The organism is Actinosynnema sp. NPDC049800 (genome assembly GCF_040656635.1).
Taxonomy (GTDB): domain Bacteria; phylum Actinomycetota; class Actinomycetes; order Mycobacteriales; family Pseudonocardiaceae; genus Actinosynnema.
In genome coordinates, this window is sequence record NZ_JBFAMT010000005.1 from 34,377 (window position 1) to 55,312 (window position 20,936).

The following is a 20,936-nucleotide window of genomic DNA, read 5'->3' on the forward strand; positions in this document are numbered from 1 at the left end:
GAAGGTCCGTCGTGGAGTACGTCGAGAGCGTCGTAGACCTGGTCGGCAACACGCCGTTGGTGAAGCTGAACGCGGTGGCCGAGGGACGCCGGCCGCTCATCCTCGCCAAGGTCGAGTACCTCAACCCCGGCGGCAGCGTGAAGGACCGCATCGCGCTGCGCATGGTCGAGGCGGCCGAGCGCAGCGGCGAGCTCAAGCCCGGCGGCACGATCGTCGAGCCCACGTCGGGCAACACCGGCGTCGGCCTCGCGCTCGTGGCCCAGCAGAAGGGCTACAAGTGCGTCTTCGTCTGCCCGGACAAGGTCAGCGTGGACAAGCGCAACGTGCTCAAGGCCTACGGCGCCGAGGTCGTGGTGTGCCCGACCGCGGTCGCGCCGGAGCACCCCGACTCCTACTACAACGTCTCCGACCGCCTGGTCGCCGAGATTCCCGGCGCGTGGAAGCCCAACCAGTACGCCAACCCGGAGAACCCGGCCAGCCACTACCACGGCACGGGTCCGGAGGTGTGGCGGCAGACCGAGGGCCGGATCACGCACTTCGTCGCGGGCGTCGGCACCGGCGGCACGATCTCCGGCACGGGCCGCTACCTCAAGGAGGTCTCCGAGGGCCGGGTGAAGATCATCGGCGCGGACCCCGAGGGCTCGGTCTACTCCGGCGGCACGGGCCGGCCGTACCTGGTGGAGGGCGTCGGCGAGGACTTCTGGCCGGACGCCTACGACCGGGACGTGTGCGACGAGATCGTCGCGGTGAGCGACGGCGACTCGTTCGAGATCACCCGGCGCCTGGCCCGCGAGGAGGGGCTGCTCGTCGGCGGCTCGTGCGGCATGGCCGTCGCGGCGGCGTTGCGGGTGGCCGAGACCGCGGGCCCGGACGACGTGATCGTCGTGCTGCTGCCCGACGGCGGGCGCGGCTACCTGTCGAGCGTGTTCAACGACAAGTGGATGGCGCAGTACGGCTTCCTGTCGCCCGACACGTCCGGCGCGACGGTCGGCGACGTGTTGCGGCGCAAGGACGGCACGGTGCCCGACCTCGTGCACGGCCATCCGAATGAGACGGTCGCCGAGGCCGTCGCGATCATGCGCGAGTACGGCGTCTCCCAGATGCCGGTGGTCAACGCCGAGCCGCCCGTGATGGCGGCCGAGGTGGCGGGCGCGGTCAACGAGCGCGACCTGCTCGACGCGCTGTTCACCGGCAAGGCGCAGCTGACCGACCGGCTCGACCGGCACATGTCGTTGAAGCTGCCGACGATCGGCGCCGGCGAGTCGATCAGCTCCGCGATGTCGGCACTGTCCTCAGCGGACGGTGCGCTGGTGCTGGAGGACGGCAAGCCGGCCGGAGTCGTCACCCGGCAGGACATCCTGGGTTTCCTCGCCGGTCGCTGACCGGTTGCCGGCCGGCCCCCGGACGCGGTCGACGTGTCCCGTTCCTCATCGCGGATCGGGACAGGTTGACCGGTTGTGCGTGGCCGGGGGACCGGCATCCGCTAGCGTTGGCCACCGACTCATACACCTACGGCCCGTGCCAAGGGGGTTGGAAACTCCGATGAACGCTCCGCAGCCGCCAGGGAACCAGCAGTTCGGCGGTCAAAACCAGCAGGAGCAGGGGCAGGGTGCCCAGCCCCCGAACGCCGACGCGACGCAGGTCGTGCCAGGCGGCGGCCAGCCCCCTGCTTTCCCGCCGCCGGAGGCGACCCAGGTCGTGCCCTCCGGACCGCAGCAGCCCCAGTCGAACCCGGACGCGACCCAGGTCGTGCCGCCGGGCGCGACGCAGCAGCCCGGGTCCAACCCGTACGGTCAGCCGGCGCAGCAGCCCGGCTCCGGCGCGTTCCCGGCCCAGCAGCCGCCGCAGTACGGGCAGCAGCAGCCCGCCCAGTACGGCCAGCAGCAGGCGTACGGGCAGCAGCCGCCGTCGAACCCGTACGGCCAGCCGCAGCAGCCTCAGCAGTACGGCCAGCAGCAGCCCAACCCTTACGGCCAGGCGCCCGCGTCGAACCCGTACGGCCAGCCGCAGCAACAGCAGCAGGCGTGGGGCGCCCAGCAGGCGTACGCCGCGCAGCCCGCTTACGGTGCGCCGTCAGGGGGTTACGCGGAGTGGGGCAGCCGGGCGATCGGCGCGTTGATCGACTACGTCGCGCCGGGCGTGATCGTCGGCATCCTCGCCGGCATCGGCGCGGCGACCGGTGACCCGACGCTCGCGCTGATCCTCAGCGGCATCGGGTACGTCGGCCTCATCGGCTTCATGATCTACAACTCCTGGTACCTGGCCGGCACCACCGGCCAGTCGATGGGCAAGAAGGTCGCGAAGATCAAGCTCATCAAGGAGGAGACGGGGCAGCCGATCGGCTTCGGCAACGCCTTCGTGCGCCACCTGTGCCACTTCGTCGACTCGCTGCCCTGCTACGCGGGCTGGTTCGCGCCGTTGTGGGAAGCCAAGAAGCAGACGTGGGCCGACAAGATCCTGGGCACCATCGTGGTCAACGCCCCCGCGGGCGCGGCTCCCGGCGGCTACCCCGGCGGCTACGGCCAGCAGCAGGCCAACCCGTACGGCCAGGCGCCCGCGTCGAACCCGTACGGCCAGCCGCAGCAGCAGAACCCGTACGGCCAGCAGCCGCCGCAGCAGTGGTGACCTAGGTCGGACACCGATTCACCCGACCGCCCGTCGGCCTTCCGGCCGACGGGCGGTTGCGTTTTCCGCCGCCGTACCCTAGACGCATGACGGACACCGGCCACTACGGTTTCGCGACCAGGGCTATCCACGCCGGGCAGGACCCCGACCCGACCACGGGCTCGGTCATCGTGCCGATCCACGCCACGTCCACCTACGCCCAGGACGGCGTCGGCGGGCTGCGCGGCGGTTTCGAGTACTCCCGCACCGGCAACCCGACCCGTGCCGCGCTGGAGGAGTGCCTGGCGGCGCTCGAAGGCGGGCGGCACGCGCGCGCGTTCGCCTCCGGCATGGGCGCGACCGACGCGGCCCTGCGCGCGATGTGCCGCCCCGGCGACCACGTCGTCATCCCGAACGACGCGTACGGCGGCACGTTCCGGCTGATCGACAAGGTGCTGTCGCACTGGGGCGTCGAGCACACGCCGGCCGCGCTGTCCGACGTGGACGCGGTGCGCGCGGCGATCCGGCCGAACACCAAGGTCGTGTGGATCGAGACGCCGACCAACCCGCTGCTCAACATCGCCGACATCGCGCTGCTCGCGCAGGTGGCGCACTCGGCGGGCGCGCTGCTCGTGGTCGACAACACGTTCGCCTCGCCGTACCTGCAGAGCCCGCTGGAGCTGGGCGCGGACGTCGTGCTGCACTCGACGACCAAGTACGTCGGCGGGCACTCGGACGTCGTCGGCGGGGCGTTGATCACGTCGGACGACGAGCTCGACGCGCAGTTCGGCTTCCTGCAGAACGGCGCGGGCGCCGTGCCGGGGCCGTTCGACGCGTGGTTGACGCTGCGGGGCATCAAGACGCTCGAAGTGCGCATGGAGAAGCACTCGGACAACGCCGAGAAGGTCGTCGAGGCCCTGGTCCGGCACCCGAAGGTGACCCGCGTGTACTACCCGGGCCTGCCCGAGCACCCCGGCCACGAGGTCGCGGCGAAGCAGATGCGCCGGTTCGGCGGGATGATCTCGTTCCGCGTGGCGGGCGGCGAGCAGGCGGCCCTCGACGTCTGCGCCCGCACCCGCCTGTTCACCCTGGCCGAGTCGCTGGGCGGCGTCGAGTCCCTGATCGAGCACCCGGGCCGGATGACCCACGCCAGCACCGCCGGCTCCCTGCTGGAGGTCCCCGCCGACCTGGTCCGCCTCTCGGTGGGCATCGAATCGGCCGACGACCTGGTCGCCGACCTCCTGGCCGCCCTCGACTGACCCGCGAGCCGAACCCCGCGTCCCGCGTGTCGAACCCTCAGCCCTCGCGAGGGTTCGACACGCGGGGTCAGCGGGGGCCGTAGCGGGCGGCGGAGCGTTCCTTCGCCTTGGCGGCCTCGACCTCGCGGTCGCGGGGCGGGGCCTGCGTGACCAGCGATTCGAGCAGCACGCGGGTGGCCTCGGCCACCGCCTCGACGGCCGCGTCGAACGCCGCCTGGTTCGCCGCCGACGGACGCGTGGACCCGCTCACCTTGCGCACGTACTGGACGGCCGCCGCGCGGACCTCGTCCTCGGTGGCGGGCGGTTCGAAGTTGTGGAGCACCCTGATGTTGCGACACATGGGTCCACTATCGCCCACGCGCCCGCGAACGTCAGGGCTTGACGTCGTACCGCGCGTTCTCCACCCGCGGCACGGCGGGCAGGTCGTGCCCGTCCACGCACCCGCCGACGAACTCCACCACGCCGTCGCGCTCCACGAACCGGCCCGTGTCCGCGCACCCCGCGTGGGCCACGGTGAAGAACGCCGCGCCGGTCAACGCCGCGGCGGTGGCCACCGCTCCGACGAGCGGGAGCACCGCGGTGACCCGTGCCGCGAGCGCCATGCCACCCTCCAGGTGAATGCTGTGTGAGACGACCCCGCACCGAGGGTACCGGTCCCGGCGCGTGCGGTACGGGCTTCGTCAGCGTTACGACAGGATCCGACGCGAACGGGCCGGCCGGGGGTGCCCGGACCGGCCCGTCGCCGTCACAACGCGAGGCGTCGCCCGGCGGTTCCCGCCGCGGCGGAGCCGAGGAGCTAGAGGTTGCCCCGGCGCTCCTGCTCGCGCTCGATCGCCTCGAACAGCGCCTTGAAGTTGCCCTTGCCGAAGCCGAGCGACCCGTGCCGCTCGATCAGCTCGTAGAACACGGTCGGCCGGTCGCCGATCGGCTTGGTGAAGATCTGGAGCAGGTAGCCGTCCTCGTCCCGGTCGACCAGGATCCGGTGCTCCTTGAGCACCTCGATCGGCACGCGCACCTCGCCGATGCGCGCCCGCAGCTCCGGGTCGTCGTAGTACGAGTCGGGCGTCTCCAGGAACTCCACGCCCGCCGCCCGCATCGCGGTCAACGTGGCCACGATGTCGTTGGTCGCCAGCGCGATGTGCTGCACACCGGCGCCCTCGTAGAACTCCAGGTACTCGTCGATCTGCGACTTGCGCTTGGCCACGGCGGGCTCGTTGAGCGGGAACTTCACCCGGTGGTTGCCGTTGGAGACGACCTTGCTCATCAACGCCGAGTAGTCGGTGGCGATGTCGTCGCCGATGAACTCCGCCATGTTCACGAAGCCCATCACCCGGTTGTAGAACTCCACCCAGTGGTCCATCCGGCCGAGCTCGACGTTGCCCACGCAGTGGTCGACCGCCTGGAACAACCGCTTCGGCGCGCCCGCCGGCCGCACGACCGTGCTCTCCCGCGCCTCGTACCCGGGCAGGTACGGCCCGCGGTAGCCCGACCGGTCGACCAGCGTGTGGCGGGTCTCGCCGTAGGTCGCGATGGCCGCGGCCCGGACGGTGCCGTGCTCGTCGGTGAGGTCGTGCGGCTCTTCGAGGACGGTCGCGCCGTGGGCGCGCGCGTGCTCGATGCACCGGTCCACGTCGGCGACCTCCAGCGCGAGGTCCACCACGCCGTCACCGTGCTTGCGGTGGTGGTCGAGCAGCGGGCTGTCCGGCCGCACGCCGCCGTTGATCACGAACCGCGCCGAGCCGGACTTGAGCACGAAGGACTTGTGGTCCCGCTGCCCGGTCTCCGGCCCGGAGTACGCGACGAGCTGCATCCCGAAGGCGACCTGGTAGAACCACGCGGTCTGGGTCGCGTTGCCGACCACGAAGACCACGGCGTCCATAGAGCGGACGGGGAACGGGTCGCGCGTCCCGTCGTAGTCGACCAGGCCCACGAGTTGGCGGAGCTGGTCGTAGCTCACGTCGTCAAGCTGCTGCGTCATACCTCACAGCATGTGGAATGCTGGTCAGGGTGCGCAACAGTCCAGTGTTCTGCTGGTCATCTTGTACAGTGGTTCATGCCTTCGGACCCGCAAGCTGAACACTCTGACCAGGCCGTCGACGCTCTGGACGCACGGCTGTTGCTGCTGCTCACCGACGAGCCCAGGCTGGGCGTGCTGGAGTGCTCACGGCGCCTCGGCGTGGCCCGCGGCACGGTGCAGGCCCGGCTGGACCGGCTGGTGGCGCGCGGCGTGCTGACGGGCTTCCCGCCCGCGCTCGACCTGGCCGCGATGGGCTACGGGCTGACCGCGTTCGCCGTGCTGGAGATCGCCCAGGGCCGGCGGCACGAGGTGTCGCAGGGGCTGGCCGCGATCAACGAGGTGTGCGAGGTGCACGCGACGACCGGGCCGGGCGACCTGTTCGCGCGGGTCGTGGCCCGGTCCAACGCCGACCTGCAACGGGTGATCGACTCGATCGTGGACGTGCCGGGCGTGCAGCGGCTGTCCACGTCGATCGCGCTCTCCACCCCGGTCCCGCCCCGCGTGCGGCCCCTGCTGGAACGCGTGACGTGACCGGATCAGGTGACGGACAGCAGAAGGGCGGCCACCCCGCGTGGTGGCCGCCCTCCCGGTGTCCTGGGGGTCAGCCGGCGTACGGCACGGCCTTGATCAGCGTGACTTTCATCGTGCTGCCGTTGGGCAGCTCGTACTGACGAGCCTCGCCCTCCTTCGCGCCGAGCAGCGCCTTGCCCAGCGGCGACGACGGGGAGTAGACCTCGAGGGCGCCGTGCGCGCCCTCTTCACGGGTGGCGAGCAGGAACTCCTCCGTCTCGTCATCACCGTCGTAACGCACAGTGAGCACCATGCCGGGCGCCGCGACGCCCGTCACCGTGGGCGCCTCGCCGACCTTGGCGACCCTCAGCAGCTCCTGCAGCTGGCGGATGCGGGCCTCCTGCTTGCCCTGCTCCTCGCGGGCCGCGTGGTACCCGCCGTTCTCGCGGAGGTCACCCTCCTCGCGACGCGCGTTGATCTCCGCAGCAATGACCGGGCGATTCTCGATCATCTCGTCCAGCTCCCCCTTGAGCCGGTCGTAGGCCTCCTGGGTCAGCCAGGTCACCTCAGTGTCGCTCACGGTCACCAACTCCTCGTCTTGCTCCGGCCCACGGCGTGGGCTGGCAGTTCCCGGGCGCACCAGCCCGGAACGGAAAAACACGGCCCGCGTCGGGGCCGTGCTGAAAGGCCAGAGTAACAGACCCAGAACGTTCGGCGACGGCGTTTTGTTCCCGGATCCGCCCCTAAAGCCGCAGATCACCCGCTTGGCCGCTACCTCGTGGACAGGTACGCCGGAACCTGGTAGGAGCAGCCGAAGACCTCGCCGGTGACCGGTGGTTTGGACGTCCGCAGCACGGTCGTCGCCCGCACGGTGTCGGCTCCCGGCGCGACCAGGACCTCCCGCCGGCCGGCCTCGTCGCCGTCCTGGGAACGCGCGCGCACGATGCACACCACGGGCTGCTCCGGGGTCTGCCTGACCACCTCGAACGTGATCTCGACCGTGCTGTCGTCGACCACGGTGAACGCGGTCTGCTTGGCCTCGACGGGCATCGTGCCGAGGTTGCGGTAGCCGACCCACGCGACGACCCCGCCGACCAGCACCGCGATCACGGGGAGTGACCACCGCGCCCACCTGGGCAGGGACCTGCGCGGTGTGCCGTACCGACCCTCCGGCAGTGCCACTGTCCGAAACCTTCCCGCCCGTGGGGAACAATGTCCCTCGACCACCGCGTTGAGTGTCGCAGGGGCCGGACCAGACAGGTTCGGCAGGGGCGAGGAGGAGCACCACCGTCATGGTTGAGAAGCTGCGCCTGATGGCGGTGCACGCGCACCCCGACGACGAGTCCAGCAAGGGCGCCGCCACGATGGCCCGCTACGTGGCCGAGGGCCACGAGGTCATGGTCGTGACCTGCACGGGCGGTGAGGCGGGCAGCATCCTCAACCCCGCCATGGACCGCCCGGACGTGCTGGAGAACATCGCCGAGATCCGCCGCGGGGAGATGGCCCGCGCCGCCGAGATCCTGGGCGTGCAGCACCGCTGGCTGGGCTTCGTCGACTCGGGCCTGCCCGAGGGCGACCCGCTGCCGCCGCTGCCCGAGGGCTGCTTCGCGCTCGTGCCGCTGGAGGAGTCCACGCCGCCGCTGGTCGAGGTGATCCGCGAGTTCCGCCCGCACGTGATCGTCACCTACGACGAGAACGGCGGCTACCCGCACCCCGACCACATCCGCTGCCACGAGGTGTCGGTCGCCGCGTTCGACGCGGCCGGCGACCCCGAGCGCTACCCCGAGCTGGGCGAGCCGTGGCAGCCGCTGAAGCTGTACTACTCGCACGGGTTCTCCCGCGCGAAGCTGATGGCGTTCCACGAGGCCCTGATCGCGGTGGGCGAGGAGTCCCCGTACGCCGAGTGGCTGGCGGGCTGGGACGCCGACAAGCCGGACGTGATCGAGCGGGTCACCACCCGCGTCGAGTGCGCCGACTACTTCCCGGTGCGCGACGAGGCCCTCAAGGCCCACGCCACCCAGATCGACCCTGAGAGCCGCTGGTTCGCCGTGCCGCTGGAGATGCAGCGCTCGGTGTGGCCGACGGAGGAGTACGAGTTGGCGCGGTCGCTGGTCGACAGCACCGTGCCCGAGGACGACCTGTTCGCGGGCGTCCGGGAGAGGGTGACCGCGTGACCTCGTTCGACCCGATCCCGTGGGAGCAGACCACGGCGGTCGTCCTGGCCCAGCAGCCGTCCACGGACAAGGACCCGGGCGGCCAGCAGGAGGACTTCGGCAAGTCCTCCCCGCTGGGCCTGCTGGTGCTGGTGCTGTTCTTCATCGCCGTGGTCTTCCTGGTGAAGTCGATGAGCAAGCACCTGAAGAAGCTGCCCGCGTCGTTCGACGAGCCCGAGTCCGGGGCCGAGTCCGAGCCGGAGGCCAAGCCCGAGGCGAAGGCGGGCAACGGCAACGGCGGCGCGAAGAAGGACGACTAGCCGAAGTCGAACCGGAGCACCCCGGAGGGGCACCACACCACGAGCGTGCCGTCCGGGTGCCAGATCAGGTCGGTCACCGGCGAGTCCAGGTCGACCGCCGCGAGGGTGCGGGCCGGGCCACCGGACGGGCAGGACCACACGACCACCGTCCCGCCGTCGTCGCCGATCGCGACGAACGCCCGACCGCCGCGCAACGCCGTCGCCGCCTTGGTGCTCGGCCCGGCGACCCCCGCCCACGGTGGCGCCCACGGCGTCAGGTCGTCGCCGGTCCACGTGTACAACGCAAGCCGGGCGGTGACCGGGATCCAGGCGGGGTCGGCGGCGGCGAAGTCGACGCGCTCCGCCAGGGGGACGAGCTCGCGCGGCCGGCCGTGGTCGGACAGGGCGAACAGCCGCAGTTCCGGCCCGCCGCGGTGCGAGCGCGGCCGTACGACGTCTCGTCGTCGCGTGAACCGCCGCCACGACGCCGTGCGCAGCGGCGGCAGCCCCGGCTCGGCCAGGACGGCGTGCGAACCGTCCCACCAGGGGGTCGGCGCCGCCGCGACCCGTCCGTCGTCGGTCGTGAAGAGCACCACCGATGGGAGCATCGCCGTCGGCGGCAGGGGAGAGCGGCGCTCGTCCGGCTCCGGTGGGTCGTCGTCCACTTCCCACAGGTGGACCCGGTGGTCCGCGTCCACCGACAGCACCACGGGACGTCCGCCCGGTCCGAGGCCGGCCGCGATCTTGCCGACGCTGATCGCGTCGTTGCGCCAGACCGGGCCGACCTGGCTCAGGTTGTCGCCCAGCGCCCAGACCGAGATGGCGCCGAACTCGTCCCGGATCGCCACGACCACCCGCCCGTCGGCCAACCGCGCGTCGGCGAACTCGCCCGCGAACAGCCGTCGGACCACCGATTCGCGGATCAGGCCTCGGTCGCCGACCCCGTAGCAGGTCACGCGCGCCTCTCCCGCCCACAGGAGCAGCAGGCGACCGTCGGGACGGGTGACGAACCGCAGCGGGTACGGCTGCCACGTGCTGTCGAGCGGCTCCCCGACCGGCGTCAGCCGGTCGTCCACCACCCGGTACAACCGCAGCGCGGTGTCGCCCTGGTGCGCCACGAACACCGCGCCGTCCTGTACACCCATCGCGACGAGCCCGGACACCGCGTCGCGGACGACGACCCGGTCCACGACGACCGGCGCGTCGGCGGTCCAGTCGACCAGGAGCACCTCCTCCCGCTCGGCGACGACCGCGAGCAGCCTGTCGCCCGAGCAGACCGCGGCCAGGCTCCGCACGCGCACGGCGTCCAGCGAGCCGTTCACCCGCAGGCCGCCGGTGAACGACCACTTGCGCAGCTCTCCGCTGAAGGAGGCCGTCAGGGCGAACTCCGCCCCGTCCTCGCGCACTACGTGAGCGGTCGCGTGGGGCAGGACGCCGACGTGCGCGGGCGCTTCCGACACCGGGACCAGCCGGTGATCGCGGAACCGGTGGAGCACCGCGCGGTCGCGGTGGAGGGTGAACGCGGCCGGCTCACCGGAAGCGTCGAGCCACAGCACGACGTCGTCGGCGGCCGGCAACCGGGCGAGCACCTGCTGGGAGCCCTCGTCCTCCCACCCGAGCACGTCCGGCCGCCATGGCGGCTCGAACCGCGCCACGAGCCGGTCGGCGAACCGCCCGTACCCCAGCTGCCGGGCCGTCAACGCGAGGCGTGCCGCGCGCTCGCGCGGGTCGAGGTCGGCGAGGTGGTGACTGGCCTTGCGGTAGACGCGCCCGTGCACGCGCGCACGCTCGGAGGTCACGCGCGCCAGGTGCGGCACGAGTCGTTCCGGCGGCGCGACGACCAGGAACCCGGGGTCCTCCACCAGTTCGTCCAGCCGACCGGCGGCGGCGGCGTGCTGGACCAGGTGCGTCCGCACGTACTCGGGCGCGTCCTCCCACTCGGTGACCTGCGCGCGCAGCGTCCGGTAGACCACCGGCTCCACGCCCGGCCGCTCGGCGCGGAACGCGTCGTCCAACGCCTGGTGGAACAGCCGGTACGAGCCACCCGCCTGCTCCACCAGGTAGCTCGCCGCCGAGGTCAGCACGGCACGCAGGTCGCGGGGCGTGTAGTCGGCCCCACTCAGCGCAGTGGCCAGCGCCAACCACAGCGGACCTTCGGGCAGGCCGCCGCCCTCGGCGTGGGCGAGGGGCAGCAGCAGGTCGCGCGCCACCCGAGGCTCCTCGAACCGCACGGTCAGGTAGTCGTCCACGGCCGCGCCGACGCTGGTCGGCAGCCGGTCCGAGTCGGTCAGGCACGCCAGTTGCGCGATCAGGAAGTTGCCGCCCGCGTGCGCCGCGATCGCCGCCGCGCGCACCGGGTCGCCGACCCGCCGTTGCGCGTAGGCGACCACGTCCCGGTGGTCGAGGTAGGTCTCGGAGTCGAGGTCGAGCACCACCGGGTTGCCGAGCCTGGCCTGCAACGCGTGCGACGCCGACCCCCGCGCGCCCACCCGCGTACCGACGACGACGTGCCGCCCGGGGTGCGCGGCCAGCCGGTTCAGCAGGGTGGCGATGGCCATCGGCGCGTCGCCCGCCGCCTCGTCCAGCGCGTCGACCACGACCGAGACCGGTCCGCAGCGCTGGAGCAGCTGGGCCGCGTCGACGGCCTCCACCTCGGCCGCGTCGGCGATCGCCCGCACCACGTCGGCCACCGTCCTGCCGCGCGCGTGCACGGCCACCGTCACGCTGCCCACCGGCGGCAGCGCGACGTCGGGCGGCAGGCTGTCCGGCGGCACGAGGGGCCGGCCCGCGCGGTCGGCCAGGACGAGGGTCCGGGCCAGCACGGCGCTCTTGCCGCTGCCCGGGCTCCCGACCACCGCCCGCACCCGGCCGTCGGCCGGTCCGCCCAGGTAGGACGCCAGCTCGGTCAACGCCCGGCGCCGGCCGACGAAGTGCCACGCGTCCGTCGCCTCGTGCGGCTCGACGCCCCGCGCCCGCGGCAGCCAGTGCGTGTCGAAGGCGTCGTCCAGGTCGACCCGCCAGCCGGTGAACCCCGCGCCGGGCGGCCACCTCCGGGTGATCTCCTCGACCGGGATCATGGCGCCGCCGCCCACGGCCTGGTGCGCGGTCACCACGATGCCGACCACGGCCCGCAGCACGTCGTCCCACACCGGCGCGCCCGAGAAGCCCCGGTCGATGCGGTGGCCGGAGGTGTGTTCCAGCTGCGCCCAACCGGGACCGACCCGGCCGCCCAGCCGCCCGCGCGACTCGGTGTGGTGACCGCCCGCGAACCCCTGCACCACGTACGGGTGGTCGCTCAACGCGGGCGGCGCGCGCAGGGGCGCGCACACGGCGTCCACCGGCCGGTCCAGGCGCAGCACGGCCAAGTCGCCGTCGTCGTCCCGGAACTCGACCGACGCGGCGACCGTCACCCCGGCGTGGACCAGCGTCACGTCCACCCGGTGGTGCGGCACGACGTGCGAGCACGTGAGCACCAGCTCCGGCGCGACGAGCACGCCGGCACCGGTGTCACCCACCCGGCCCAACCAGGGCGGGCGTTCCCGGTAGCTCGCGCGCACCCCGTCGACCCTACTGCTCGTACCAGGTCCGACGGGCGGGCACGGAGACCAGTTCGCGTTCGGGGTAGCGCAGCGCGGTGAGCCGGCCGCCGAACACGCAACCGGTGTCCAGGCACAGGGTTCCGTTCACCCACTCCGGTTCCTCGACCGGCGTGTGTCCATAGAGGACCATGGCGGCGCCGCGGTAGTCCTGCGCCCACGGGTAGCGGACGGGGAAGCCGCGCGCGTCGCGCTCGCCCGTGCTGACGCCCCACAGCGCCAGCGACCGCATCCGCTCCGACTGGCGGCCGTGGTAGCGCTCGGGCAGCCCGGCGTGGGCGATGACGAGCTTGCCGCCGTCCAGGACGTAGTGCGGCACCAGGGCGTCGCAGAACGCCAGCACCTCGGCCCGGAACCGCGCGGTCTCGCGGGCGAGTTGGTCCAACGAGTGCTCCAGGCCGTGGCTGACCTGGACCTGGCGCCCCTGCAACGCCCGCACCAGCTTCTCCTCGTGGTTGCCGCGCACGCAGACGGCGTTGCCCGCCGCCACCATGGCCATCACGAGCCGCAGCACGCCCGGCGTGTCCGGGCCCCGGTCCACGAGGTCGCCGAGGAACGCCACCTTGCGCCCCTCCGGGTGCGCCCCTTCGGCGGAGTAGCCCAGTTCGCCCAGCAGGTCGACGAGCTCCTCGCGGCACCCGTGCACGTCGCCGACCACGTCGAACGGCCCGGTCTCGTGGCGCAGGTCGTGCGGCAGTGGCTCGGCGGAAGGCTCCATGACCCCAGTCTGATCGACGAGTCCGGCGGTTGTCCGGGAATTACTGTGGAGCCATGACGAACCGGCTCGCGTCCTCGACCAGCCCGTACCTCCTGCAGCACGCCGACAACCCGGTGCACTGGCGCCCGTGGTCGCCGGAGGCGTTCGAGGAGGCGCGCGAGCGGGACGTGCCGGTGCTGCTCTCGATCGGGTACGCGGCGTGCCACTGGTGCCACGTGATGGCGCACGAGTCGTTCGAGGACGAGGCCACCGCGGCGTACATGAACGAGCACTTCGTGAACGTGAAGGTGGACCGCGAGGAGCGGCCGGACGTGGACGCGGTCTACATGGCCGTCACGCAGGCGCTCAGCGGGCACGGCGGCTGGCCCATGACGTGCTTCCTCACGCCCGACGGCGAGCCGTTCTACGCGGGCACGTACTACCCGCCGACGCCGCGCCAGGGCATGCCGTCGTTCCGCCAGGTGCTGGAGGCCATCGAGCACGCGTGGCGCGAGCAGGGCGACGAGGTGCGCGAGTCGGCGGCGGGGATCGTGGCGCAGTTGGCGTTCAAGCCGCTCCCGCAGTCCACAGTGGACGAAGAGGTGCTGGCCGGTGCGGTGGTGTCGCTGCTCGGGCACTTCGACCGGACCAACGCCGGTTTCGGCGGCGCGCCGAAGTTCCCGCCGTCGATGGTGCTGGAGTTCCTGCTGCGCCACCACGAGCGGACCGGGTCGGTCGAGGCGCTGTCGATGGCGCGGACGACGTGCGACGCGATGGCGGACGGCGGGTTGTACGACCAGCTCGCGGGCGGGTTCGCGCGGTACAGCGTGGACGCGGCGTGGGTCGTGCCGCACTTCGAGAAGATGTTGTACGACAACGCTTTGCTGCTGCGCGCGTACACGCACCTGAGCCGCCGTGACGACAACCCCCGGTACCGCCAGGTCGTCCGCGGGACGGCCGAGTTCCTGATCCGCGACCTCGGCACGGCCGAGGGCGGGTTCGCGGCGTCGTTGGACGCGGACACCGAGGGCGTCGAGGGTTCGACGTACGTGTGGACGCCCGCGCAGCTGGTCCAGGTGCTGGGGTTGGCGACCGGAGCGCGCGCCGCCGAGCTGTACGGCGTGACGGACGAGGGCACGTTCGAGCACGGCACGTCCACGTTGCGGATGCTCGGCACGCCGGACGACGAGATCGCGGCGAAGCTGCTGGAGGCGCGCGACCGCAGGCCGCAGCCGGGACGTGACGACAAGGTCGTGACGGCGTGGAACGGCATGGCGATCGTGGCGCTGGCGGAGGCGGGGGCGGTGTTCGGCGAGCCGCGGTGGGTGGAGGCGGCCGTGCGGGCGGCGTCGCTGGTCCTGGACCTGCACCTGGTCGACGGTCGGCTGCTGCGCACGTCGCGCAACGGCGTGGCGGGCACGGCGGCGGGCGTGCTGGAGGACTACGGCTGCTTCGCCGACGGCCTGCTCGCCCTGCACCAGGCGACCGGCGACGTCAAGTGGTTCACCGCCGCCTGTGGACTGCTGGACACCGCGCTGGCCCGGTTCGCGGCGGAGGAGGCCGGGGTCTACTACGACACGGCGGACGACGCCGAGGCGTTGGTGCAGCGTCCGTCGGACCCGTCGGACAACGCGAGCCCGTCCGGCGCGTCGGCGCTGGCCTCGGCGCTCGTGACGGCGTCCGTGCTGGGCGGGCCGTCGACCTACCGCGACGCGGCCGAGGCGGCACTGGGCCGGGCCGGCCTGCTGGCCGCCCGGGAGCCCCGCTTCGCCGGGCACTGGCTCAGCGTCGCCGAGGCGTTGGCGCTCGGGCCCGTGCAGGTCGCCGTGGTGGGTGACGCGTCGGAGCTGGTCAGCGCCGCGTGGAGGGGTGTGCACGGCGGCGGCGTGGTGGTGGCGGGGTCGCCGGACTCCGCGCCGCTGCTGGCCGACCGGCCGCTGGTGGACGGCCGTGCGGCGGCCTACGTCTGCCAGGGGTACGTGTGCGACCGGCCCGTGACGTCGGTGGCCGAGCTGACGGAGGCCCTGGCTGTCCACCGCTAGCGAACCGCCCACCGGTGCGGTTGTGGTCGGCGTAACGTCGGCATCGTCGTAATCATGTAATCGAGGTGGTGCGAGATGCGACGTGGATGGGGAGGAAGGGGCGGCTGGCAGCAGGCCGAGCAGCCGCCCGCGGACGACGCGGCGGGCTGGTTCGGCGGCAGGCTGCCCGACGGCTGGTTCACCGGGGCGCCGGTCGTGACGGTGGACCGGGAGGAGATCCTGGTCGTCGGCACGCTGCCGCCGTTGGAGGGCACGTTCGCGGACGACGCCGAGCGCGCGGCGGCCGAGTCGGGCCGCATCAGCCGCTTCCGCGAGCAGACGAGGGACGAGCGGATCGAAATCGCCCGCCAAGCCGAACACCGCTACCGGCGCAAGGTCGCGTGGGGTGCCAGGATCGGAAATACGGAAGAACTGTTCACCACCCTCTCGGTGCCGGTGATGACGCGGCTGCGGCAGCCCGAGCGGATGGTGCTGGACACTCTCGTCGCCGCGGGCGTGGCGCGTTCACGTTCCGAGGCCCTGGCGTGGGCCGTGCGCCTGGTGGGCGAGCACGCGGACTCGTGGCTGACCGAACTGCGCGCCGCGATGACCCGCGTGGACGACCTACGAGCCCAAGGCCCCGACCTGGCGTGAGAACCACCCGTTTCCCGGCGAACCCGGGAAACGGGTGTCCACGAATCCGCCTCCACCGGGCGTCTCGACGCCCCAGGGCTGCCGGGTCGAGATCGTCAGCACCTCTTGTCAGGTGGTGCCCGTTCACATGCCTGCGCCTGGTGTTCCCAGCCGTGCAGTCTCGCGTTGGCGAAGGCCGCGCCTCGGTGTCCGGAGCAGTCCGAGCCAAGCCATTTCAGCAGGTCGCCGGCCCGCGACCGTTCACGGTGGTTCGACGCGGCACGCGCCCGTTGCTACACCGGTCGCTACACCTGCGTAGCGCGGCTCTGCCCGTCCTCGATGGCTCGCTCCTCGGCGGTCAAGGCTCGCTCCACCCAGTCGAGGAACGCGGGAAGCTGCCGGTCATCGCTGAAGCAGTCCCGCTCGGTGCCCGCGATCTCGTGCTGAAGGTGCGGCCACTCCAGCCGTAGGGCGTTGTAGTGGGCCTGTCCCGTCCGCTCCTCGGGGTGGCTGCGCATGTAGTCGTTCACCAGGTCGAGGTACCGGCTGATCAAGTCCATGACACCCCCTCGCCCGGAACGCTAGCCGCTCCACCTAGCCGTGCCCAGCTCGGTCAAGCCGCGGAACCGCGCGACCGTCGCCGCCAAGGGGACGGCCATCGCGGAGGTCAACACGGGGCCCGGTCGGATTCACCACAAAACCGCCGGTCAGGAGTAGATCGCGAACCAGATGGCGATGTAGTGGCACAGCGCCGCCAGCACGGTGGCCGCGTGGAAGAACTCGTGGTAGCCGAAGACTTCCGGCCAGGGATTCGGCCAGCGGGAGGCGTAGAAGACGGCGCCCACGGTGTAGAGCAGGCCGCCCACCAGCAGCAGGACCAAGGCCGCCACGCCGACGTGGTGCAGCAGGTCGGGCAGGACGAAGACCGCCACCCAGCCCAGGGCGATGTAGATCGGCACCCCGAGCCACCTCGGGGCGTGCGGCCAGGCCAGTTTCAGCGTCACGCCGCCCAGCGCGCCGAGCCACACCACGAGCAGCACGACGTTGCCCGTGTCCGGCGGCATGGCCAGCAGCGCGAACGGGGTGTAGGTGCCGGCGATGAAGACGAAGATCATCGAGTGGTCGAGGCGCTTCATCCACGTCCGCGCCCGCACGCTGACCCAGTTCACCCGGTGGTACAGGGCGCTCACGCCGAACAGGCCGAGCACGGTCGCCCCGTACACCGACGTCGCCAGCGCCGCCTTCGCCGACACGGTGGCCGCGGCCAGGGCGATCAGCGTCGCGCCCGTCGCCACGGACACCACGAACGACCAGAGGTGCAGCCACCCCCGCAGGCGGGGCCGCAGCGCGGCCTGCGGGCTATGAGTCGACGTGGTCACGCCCTGAGGTTACGGGAGCGTAGGTGACCCGGTCAGCACACGACGGCGTGACCGCGCCCACCCGGCGTACGCTCTTCCAGCGTGGGTCTTCGCGAACAGGTCAAGAGCGTCCTGCTCAAGGGTTACGAGTTCCGCCTCAACCGATGGCTCGACGGCAAGCAACGACCACGCCACGTCGGCGTGGTGCTCGACGGCAACCGCCGGTGGGCCCGGGAGGCGGGCTTCGACGACGTCGCGCACGGCCACCGGGCCGGCGCGCGCAAGATCCTCGAACTGCTGAGCTGGTGCCGCGAGGCCGAGGTCGAGGTCGTCACGCTGTGGATGCTGTCCACCGACAACCTCAACCGGCCGGCCGAGGAACTGGACCCGCTGCTCGGCATCATCGCCGACATCGTCGACGAGCTCGCCGAGCCCGGTAACCCGTGGCGCATCCGGCACGTCGGCGCGCTGGACCTGCTGCCGACCGAGACCGCCGCCCGGCTGTCCGCGGCGGCACTGCGCACCAAGGGCCGCACGGGCCTGGAGGTCAACGTCGCGGTCGGCTACGGCGGCCGGCAGGAGATCGCCGACGCGGTCCGCAAGCTGCTGCAGAAGCACGCCGAGTCCGGCGGCACGATCGAGGAGCTCGCCGAGGTCCTGGACGTCGACCACATCGCCGAACACCTCTACACGTCCGGTCAGCCCGACCCCGACCTGCTCATCCGCACCTCGGGCGAGCAGCGGCTGTCGGGCTTCATGCTGTGGCAGTCCGCGCACTCGGAGTTCTGGTTCACCGAGGCCTACTGGCCCGAGTTCCGCCGCACCGACTTCCTGCGCGCCCTGCGCGACTACGCCGTCCGGCACCGCCGCTTCGGCTCCTGACGCCGGGCCGGGTGACGGCCGGTCGCCCATCGCCGGGGAACGCCCGAGGGCGGCACCCCCCGACCGGGAAGTGCCGCCCTCGAGAACATCAGGCCGGGCTCAGTCCTCCGAGTGGTTGTCCCCGGCGTCTTCCGAGTCGTTGTCGTCGTTGTCCGTCGCGATGCAGTAGCTCTCGTCGTTGTTCGAGAGGATCGGGATCGCGAGGATGTTGACCTCGACCTCGCAGATGTTGACCTGGCTCAGCAGGTCGGAGTCGTTGCCGAAGTTGATGAGGCCGAACTGGTCGGCGACCGTGTCCTCGTCCGAGTCGTCCTCGAAGTACTGCTGGTTGTGGTACTCGCCGACAGCGGTGTAGTGGCCGTCGTCGTAGTCACCGTGCGGCGTCGCGAACGCGGGGGAGCCCAACAGCATGAGACCGGCCGCGGCGATGGCGACGGCACCTGCCTTCTTGAACATGTAAACACACTCCTCTAGTGGGGAATTGATGTGACGCCCATAACCTTGCTCGCGCGTTCCGAGCATTCGGGGAGTCTGCGGCTCAGGCGGTTTGCCCTCGCTCCGGTAATTTACTTGCTGGCGTTGTGGATTGCACCCGGATGAACACCATCGTGTGAACGATGTATATTCGGCATGGCTCTCGGGGTAGAAATCCGGACATCGCGCCCACGTACTCGCGTCGTCATATCCAACGGTATTGCGCGCTATCCGGTTATTCGGCGGTGCGCACGTCCTCGGTCGTCGTTCGGCGACCTCGGCGCGCCCGTCGGCCTGGCGGAGGGGAGGGACCTCAGTTGCCGTCGTCGTCCGCGACGGCGCACAGGCTCTCGTCGTTGTTCGACAGGATCGGGATGCCCAGGACGGCGTTGACCTCGATCTCGCAGACGTTCAGGCCGCTCGCGACATCGGAGTCGTTGCCGAAGTTGAGCAGGCCGAACTGGTCGACGACGTTCCCGCTGCCGTCGTCGTCGTTCACGAGGGTGAAGCCCTGTTCGGATCCGTGGCCGTTCTCCTCCTCGTGGGGTTCGCCGCTCACGGCGAACGCCGGGGCGCCGATCAGCGTCAGTCCGGCCACGATCGCGGCGAGCGTACCTGCCTTCTTCAGCACTTCACACTCCTCTTTGCGGGTTTCCCCGGACGATCCGGCGCGGCCCGGAAGCCGGACCTGCCGTCTGATCGGCAAACTACCGAACATCCGCCCCCGTGTGGATCTCGATAACACGATTGTGTGATCCGCCGAACGTGGGCGTCCCCCATTGTGGTGTCTTTTCGGGTCTGAATTCGTCCGCGCGGTTCGGCTGTGGTAAACCGGGCGGTCATCTCGTATGGTCTTCAGTCCGTGGACGGCGACCGGATCGTGCGTGAGTACCTGCTGCTCGGGCTGAGGCTGGACCGGCTGTCGCCGGGGCTGGTCGACTCCTTCACCGGCGACCGCGCGCTGCGCCGGGCCGTCGACGTGGAGCCGAGGCCGCACCCCGTGGCGTTGACCGAGCGGGCCGCGCTGCTGCGCCGCGAGCTGCCCGGCGCCGACCTGGAGCCCGAGCGCAAGCGCTTCCTGGACGCCCACCTGGTGGCCGCCGAGACCATCGCGCGCAAGCTCGCCGGGGTGCGCGTCGGCTTCGTGGAGGAGGTGCGCGCGTACTTCCAGGTCGACATCCGCCCAGGTCACACGGACACTTACAGCCGCGCGCACGCCGCGCTGGACGACCTGCTGCCCGGCTCCGGCTCGCTGGCCGAACGGCTCGCCGACCACCGCGCGCTCGACGAGGTGCCGCCGCGTCGGCTCAAGGACACGGTGCACGCGCTGTCCAGCGCGCTGCGCGACCGCGTGCGGCAGCGGTTCGAGCTGCCCGCGAACGAGGTGGTGGAGTACGAGGTCGTCACCGACAAGCCGTGGAGCGGCTTCAACTACTACCTGGGCGGCTTCCGCTCGCGCGTGGCGATCAACGCCGACCTCGGCCACCGGATGTCGAACCTGCCGCACCTGGTCGCCCACGAGTCCTACCCCGGCCACCACACCGAGCACTGCCGCAAGGAGGTGGGCCTGGTCGGCAAGCGCGGGCACGCCGAGCAGGCGTTGTTCCTGATCAACACGCCGCAGTGCCTGATGGCCGAGGGCATGGCCGAGCTCGGCCTGCACGCCGTGGTCGGCGCCGGCTGGGGCCGCTGGGCCGAGGAGATCATGGCCGACCTCGGCCTCCGGATGGACGGCGAGCTGGCCGAACGGGTGGAGAACGCCCTCTCCGGGCTGCTCACCGTGCGTCAGGACGCCGCCCTGATGCTGCACGACCGGCGTGCCCATCCGGATGACGTGGTGGACTTCCTGTGCCGGTGGCTGCTGGTTCCCGAACGCCGTGCCCGCCACATGCTGCGGTTCCTCGGTGACCCTCTGTGGCGGGCGTACACGACGACGTACGTCGAGGGTGTGCGCCTGGTCCGCGCGTGGCTCGACCTCCGCGCCCGGACGGACACCTTGAGCGACCGGTACCTGAGACTTCTTGACGAACCACTGGTGCCGGCGACGTTGGCGGCAGAGGTCTCGGCCGGGGTGCCCTGGTTGTCCCGCGACCCTGGGTGACGGACCGCGCCACGTCCGGCCGCACGTGCCCTGAGCTGCGTGGACGACGTCGGATTGCGCCGATGTGACGGCCCCGGGTCCTCCGCGCGCACCCTCCGCGGCCGTCTTTCGCCAGTTTGCGGCGGGGTGACGAATTGACGAATCACCTGTGTGGCTGCCTGCATAAGAGGGACCTGCGGAGGTAACTTCCGGTTGGCGGGACGCGTCCACTGCGGACCGCGCAGGGAGGCCCTGATCGTGGCTGTCGTCGTATCGCCGGTTCCGCCGGCGGTGATGAGCGCGAGGGGGCCGGCACCCGGCCCTCGTGACCGGCGCGCCTCCAGCTAGCGGAG

General features: G+C 71.7%; 20 protein-coding genes and 1 pseudogene. 10 read left to right on the top strand and 11 right to left on the bottom strand.

Annotated features, from left to right (window positions below):
* Positions 1-11: 11 nt before the first annotated feature.
* The 3 genes from AB0I91_RS08790 (at position 12) to AB0I91_RS08800 (ending at position 3,863) form a co-directional block, all read left to right on the top strand.
* On the top strand, positions 12-1,382 hold the full coding sequence (locus AB0I91_RS08790) for a cystathionine beta-synthase (RefSeq protein WP_498774148.1): 1,371 nt from the start codon (positions 12-14) through the stop codon (positions 1,380-1,382).
* 160 nt (positions 1,383-1,542) lie between these two features.
* A complete protein-coding gene (locus AB0I91_RS08795) occupies positions 1,543-2,625 on the top strand; it encodes an RDD family protein (RefSeq protein ID WP_498774149.1) in 1,083 nt (360 codons plus the stop codon).
* Positions 2,626-2,711: 86 nt separating this feature from the next.
* Positions 2,712-3,863, top strand: a complete 1,152-nt coding sequence (locus AB0I91_RS08800; protein ID WP_499618417.1) for a cystathionine gamma-synthase — start codon at positions 2,712-2,714, stop codon at positions 3,861-3,863.
* A gap of 67 nt (positions 3,864-3,930) precedes the next feature.
* Here the strand turns inward: AB0I91_RS08800 and AB0I91_RS08805 are convergent, their stop codons facing one another.
* The 3 genes from AB0I91_RS08805 to hppD form a co-directional block, all read right to left on the bottom strand.
* Positions 3,931-4,203, bottom strand: a complete 273-nt coding sequence (locus tag AB0I91_RS08805) for a DUF2277 domain-containing protein (protein ID WP_498774153.1) — start codon at positions 4,201-4,203, stop codon at positions 3,931-3,933.
* Positions 4,204-4,234: 31 nt separating this feature from the next.
* Positions 4,235-4,465, bottom strand: a complete 231-nt coding sequence (locus tag AB0I91_RS08810; RefSeq protein WP_498774155.1) for a hypothetical protein — start codon at positions 4,463-4,465, stop codon at positions 4,235-4,237.
* Positions 4,466-4,659: 194 nt separating this feature from the next.
* Positions 4,660-5,841 (bottom strand): 4-hydroxyphenylpyruvate dioxygenase, encoded by a 1,182-nt coding sequence (hppD, locus tag AB0I91_RS08815; RefSeq protein WP_499636206.1) that lies wholly within the window; start codon positions 5,839-5,841, stop codon positions 4,660-4,662.
* A 75-nt stretch (positions 5,842-5,916) separates the two neighbouring features.
* Between hppD and AB0I91_RS08820 the strand changes: the two genes are divergently transcribed.
* Positions 5,917-6,411, top strand: a complete 495-nt coding sequence (locus tag AB0I91_RS08820) for an Lrp/AsnC family transcriptional regulator (protein ID WP_053719386.1) — start codon at positions 5,917-5,919, stop codon at positions 6,409-6,411.
* A 70-nt stretch (positions 6,412-6,481) separates the two neighbouring features.
* On the opposite strand, the gene greA is transcribed toward AB0I91_RS08820, so the two are convergent.
* Both greA and AB0I91_RS08830 read right to left on the bottom strand, forming a co-directional pair.
* On the bottom strand, positions 6,482-6,976 hold the full coding sequence (gene greA, locus AB0I91_RS08825; RefSeq protein ID WP_053719387.1) for a transcription elongation factor GreA: 495 nt from the start codon (positions 6,974-6,976) through the stop codon (positions 6,482-6,484).
* Between the two features lie 185 nt (positions 6,977-7,161).
* Positions 7,162-7,572 (bottom strand): DUF4307 domain-containing protein, encoded by a 411-nt coding sequence (locus AB0I91_RS08830; RefSeq protein ID WP_498774159.1) that lies wholly within the window; start codon positions 7,570-7,572, stop codon positions 7,162-7,164.
* Between the two features lie 110 nt (positions 7,573-7,682).
* Between AB0I91_RS08830 and mca the strand changes: the two genes are divergently transcribed.
* On the top strand, positions 7,683-8,564 hold the full coding sequence (mca, locus tag AB0I91_RS08835; RefSeq protein WP_498774161.1) for a mycothiol conjugate amidase Mca: 882 nt from the start codon (positions 7,683-7,685) through the stop codon (positions 8,562-8,564).
* Complete coding sequence (locus AB0I91_RS08840) at positions 8,561-8,863, top strand: hypothetical protein (RefSeq protein WP_499636210.1); 303 nt, start codon at positions 8,561-8,563, stop codon at positions 8,861-8,863. Before mca ends, AB0I91_RS08840 begins: the two co-directional genes overlap by 4 nt.
* On the opposite strand, the gene AB0I91_RS08845 is transcribed toward AB0I91_RS08840, so the two are convergent.
* Together AB0I91_RS08845 and AB0I91_RS08850 are read right to left on the bottom strand one after the other, a co-directional pair.
* The gene (locus tag AB0I91_RS08845) at positions 8,860-12,399 is read right to left on the bottom strand and encodes a S1 family peptidase (RefSeq protein WP_499636213.1); all 3,540 of its coding nucleotides are present in this window, start codon (positions 12,397-12,399) and stop codon (positions 8,860-8,862) included. The two genes, AB0I91_RS08840 and AB0I91_RS08845, sit on opposite strands and share 4 nt — an antisense overlap.
* A gap of 16 nt (positions 12,400-12,415) precedes the next feature.
* Positions 12,416-13,141, bottom strand: a pseudogene (locus tag AB0I91_RS08850) (metallophosphoesterase); the annotation flags it as partial.
* Between the two features lie 68 nt (positions 13,142-13,209).
* Here AB0I91_RS08850 and AB0I91_RS08855 point away from each other — a divergent pair.
* Positions 13,210-15,177, top strand: a complete 1,968-nt coding sequence (locus AB0I91_RS08855) for a thioredoxin domain-containing protein (protein ID WP_499636216.1) — start codon at positions 13,210-13,212, stop codon at positions 15,175-15,177.
* Between the two features lie 75 nt (positions 15,178-15,252).
* Positions 15,253-15,810 (top strand): ATP-binding transcription factor AbmR, encoded by a 558-nt coding sequence (gene abmR, locus AB0I91_RS08860; protein WP_499636218.1) that lies wholly within the window; start codon positions 15,253-15,255, stop codon positions 15,808-15,810.
* A gap of 284 nt (positions 15,811-16,094) precedes the next feature.
* Here abmR and AB0I91_RS08865 read toward each other — a convergent pair whose 3' ends face one another.
* Positions 16,095-16,349: a hypothetical protein gene (locus tag AB0I91_RS08865; protein ID WP_498774170.1), complete on the bottom strand. Its 255-nt coding sequence runs from the start codon at positions 16,347-16,349 to the stop codon at positions 16,095-16,097.
* 147 nt (positions 16,350-16,496) lie between these two features.
* The gene (gene trhA / locus AB0I91_RS08870; RefSeq protein ID WP_498774189.1) at positions 16,497-17,168 is read right to left on the bottom strand and encodes a PAQR family membrane homeostasis protein TrhA; all 672 of its coding nucleotides are present in this window, start codon (positions 17,166-17,168) and stop codon (positions 16,497-16,499) included.
* 81 nt (positions 17,169-17,249) lie between these two features.
* On the opposite strand from trhA, the gene AB0I91_RS08875 reads away from it, so the two are divergent.
* Complete coding sequence (locus tag AB0I91_RS08875) at positions 17,250-18,029, top strand: isoprenyl transferase (RefSeq protein ID WP_498774191.1); 780 nt, start codon at positions 17,250-17,252, stop codon at positions 18,027-18,029.
* 99 nt (positions 18,030-18,128) lie between these two features.
* Here AB0I91_RS08875 and AB0I91_RS08880 read toward each other — a convergent pair whose 3' ends face one another.
* Both AB0I91_RS08880 and AB0I91_RS08885 read right to left on the bottom strand, forming a co-directional pair.
* On the bottom strand, positions 18,129-18,485 hold the full coding sequence (locus AB0I91_RS08880; protein ID WP_499636220.1) for a hypothetical protein: 357 nt from the start codon (positions 18,483-18,485) through the stop codon (positions 18,129-18,131).
* Positions 18,486-18,816: 331 nt separating this feature from the next.
* On the bottom strand, positions 18,817-19,134 hold the full coding sequence (locus AB0I91_RS08885) for a hypothetical protein (RefSeq protein ID WP_498774195.1): 318 nt from the start codon (positions 19,132-19,134) through the stop codon (positions 18,817-18,819).
* A 231-nt stretch (positions 19,135-19,365) separates the two neighbouring features.
* Here AB0I91_RS08885 and AB0I91_RS08890 point away from each other — a divergent pair, with 231 nt between their 5' ends.
* A complete protein-coding gene (locus AB0I91_RS08890; protein WP_499636224.1) occupies positions 19,366-20,604 on the top strand; it encodes a DUF885 domain-containing protein in 1,239 nt (412 codons plus the stop codon).
* Positions 20,605-20,936: the final 332 nt, after the last annotated feature.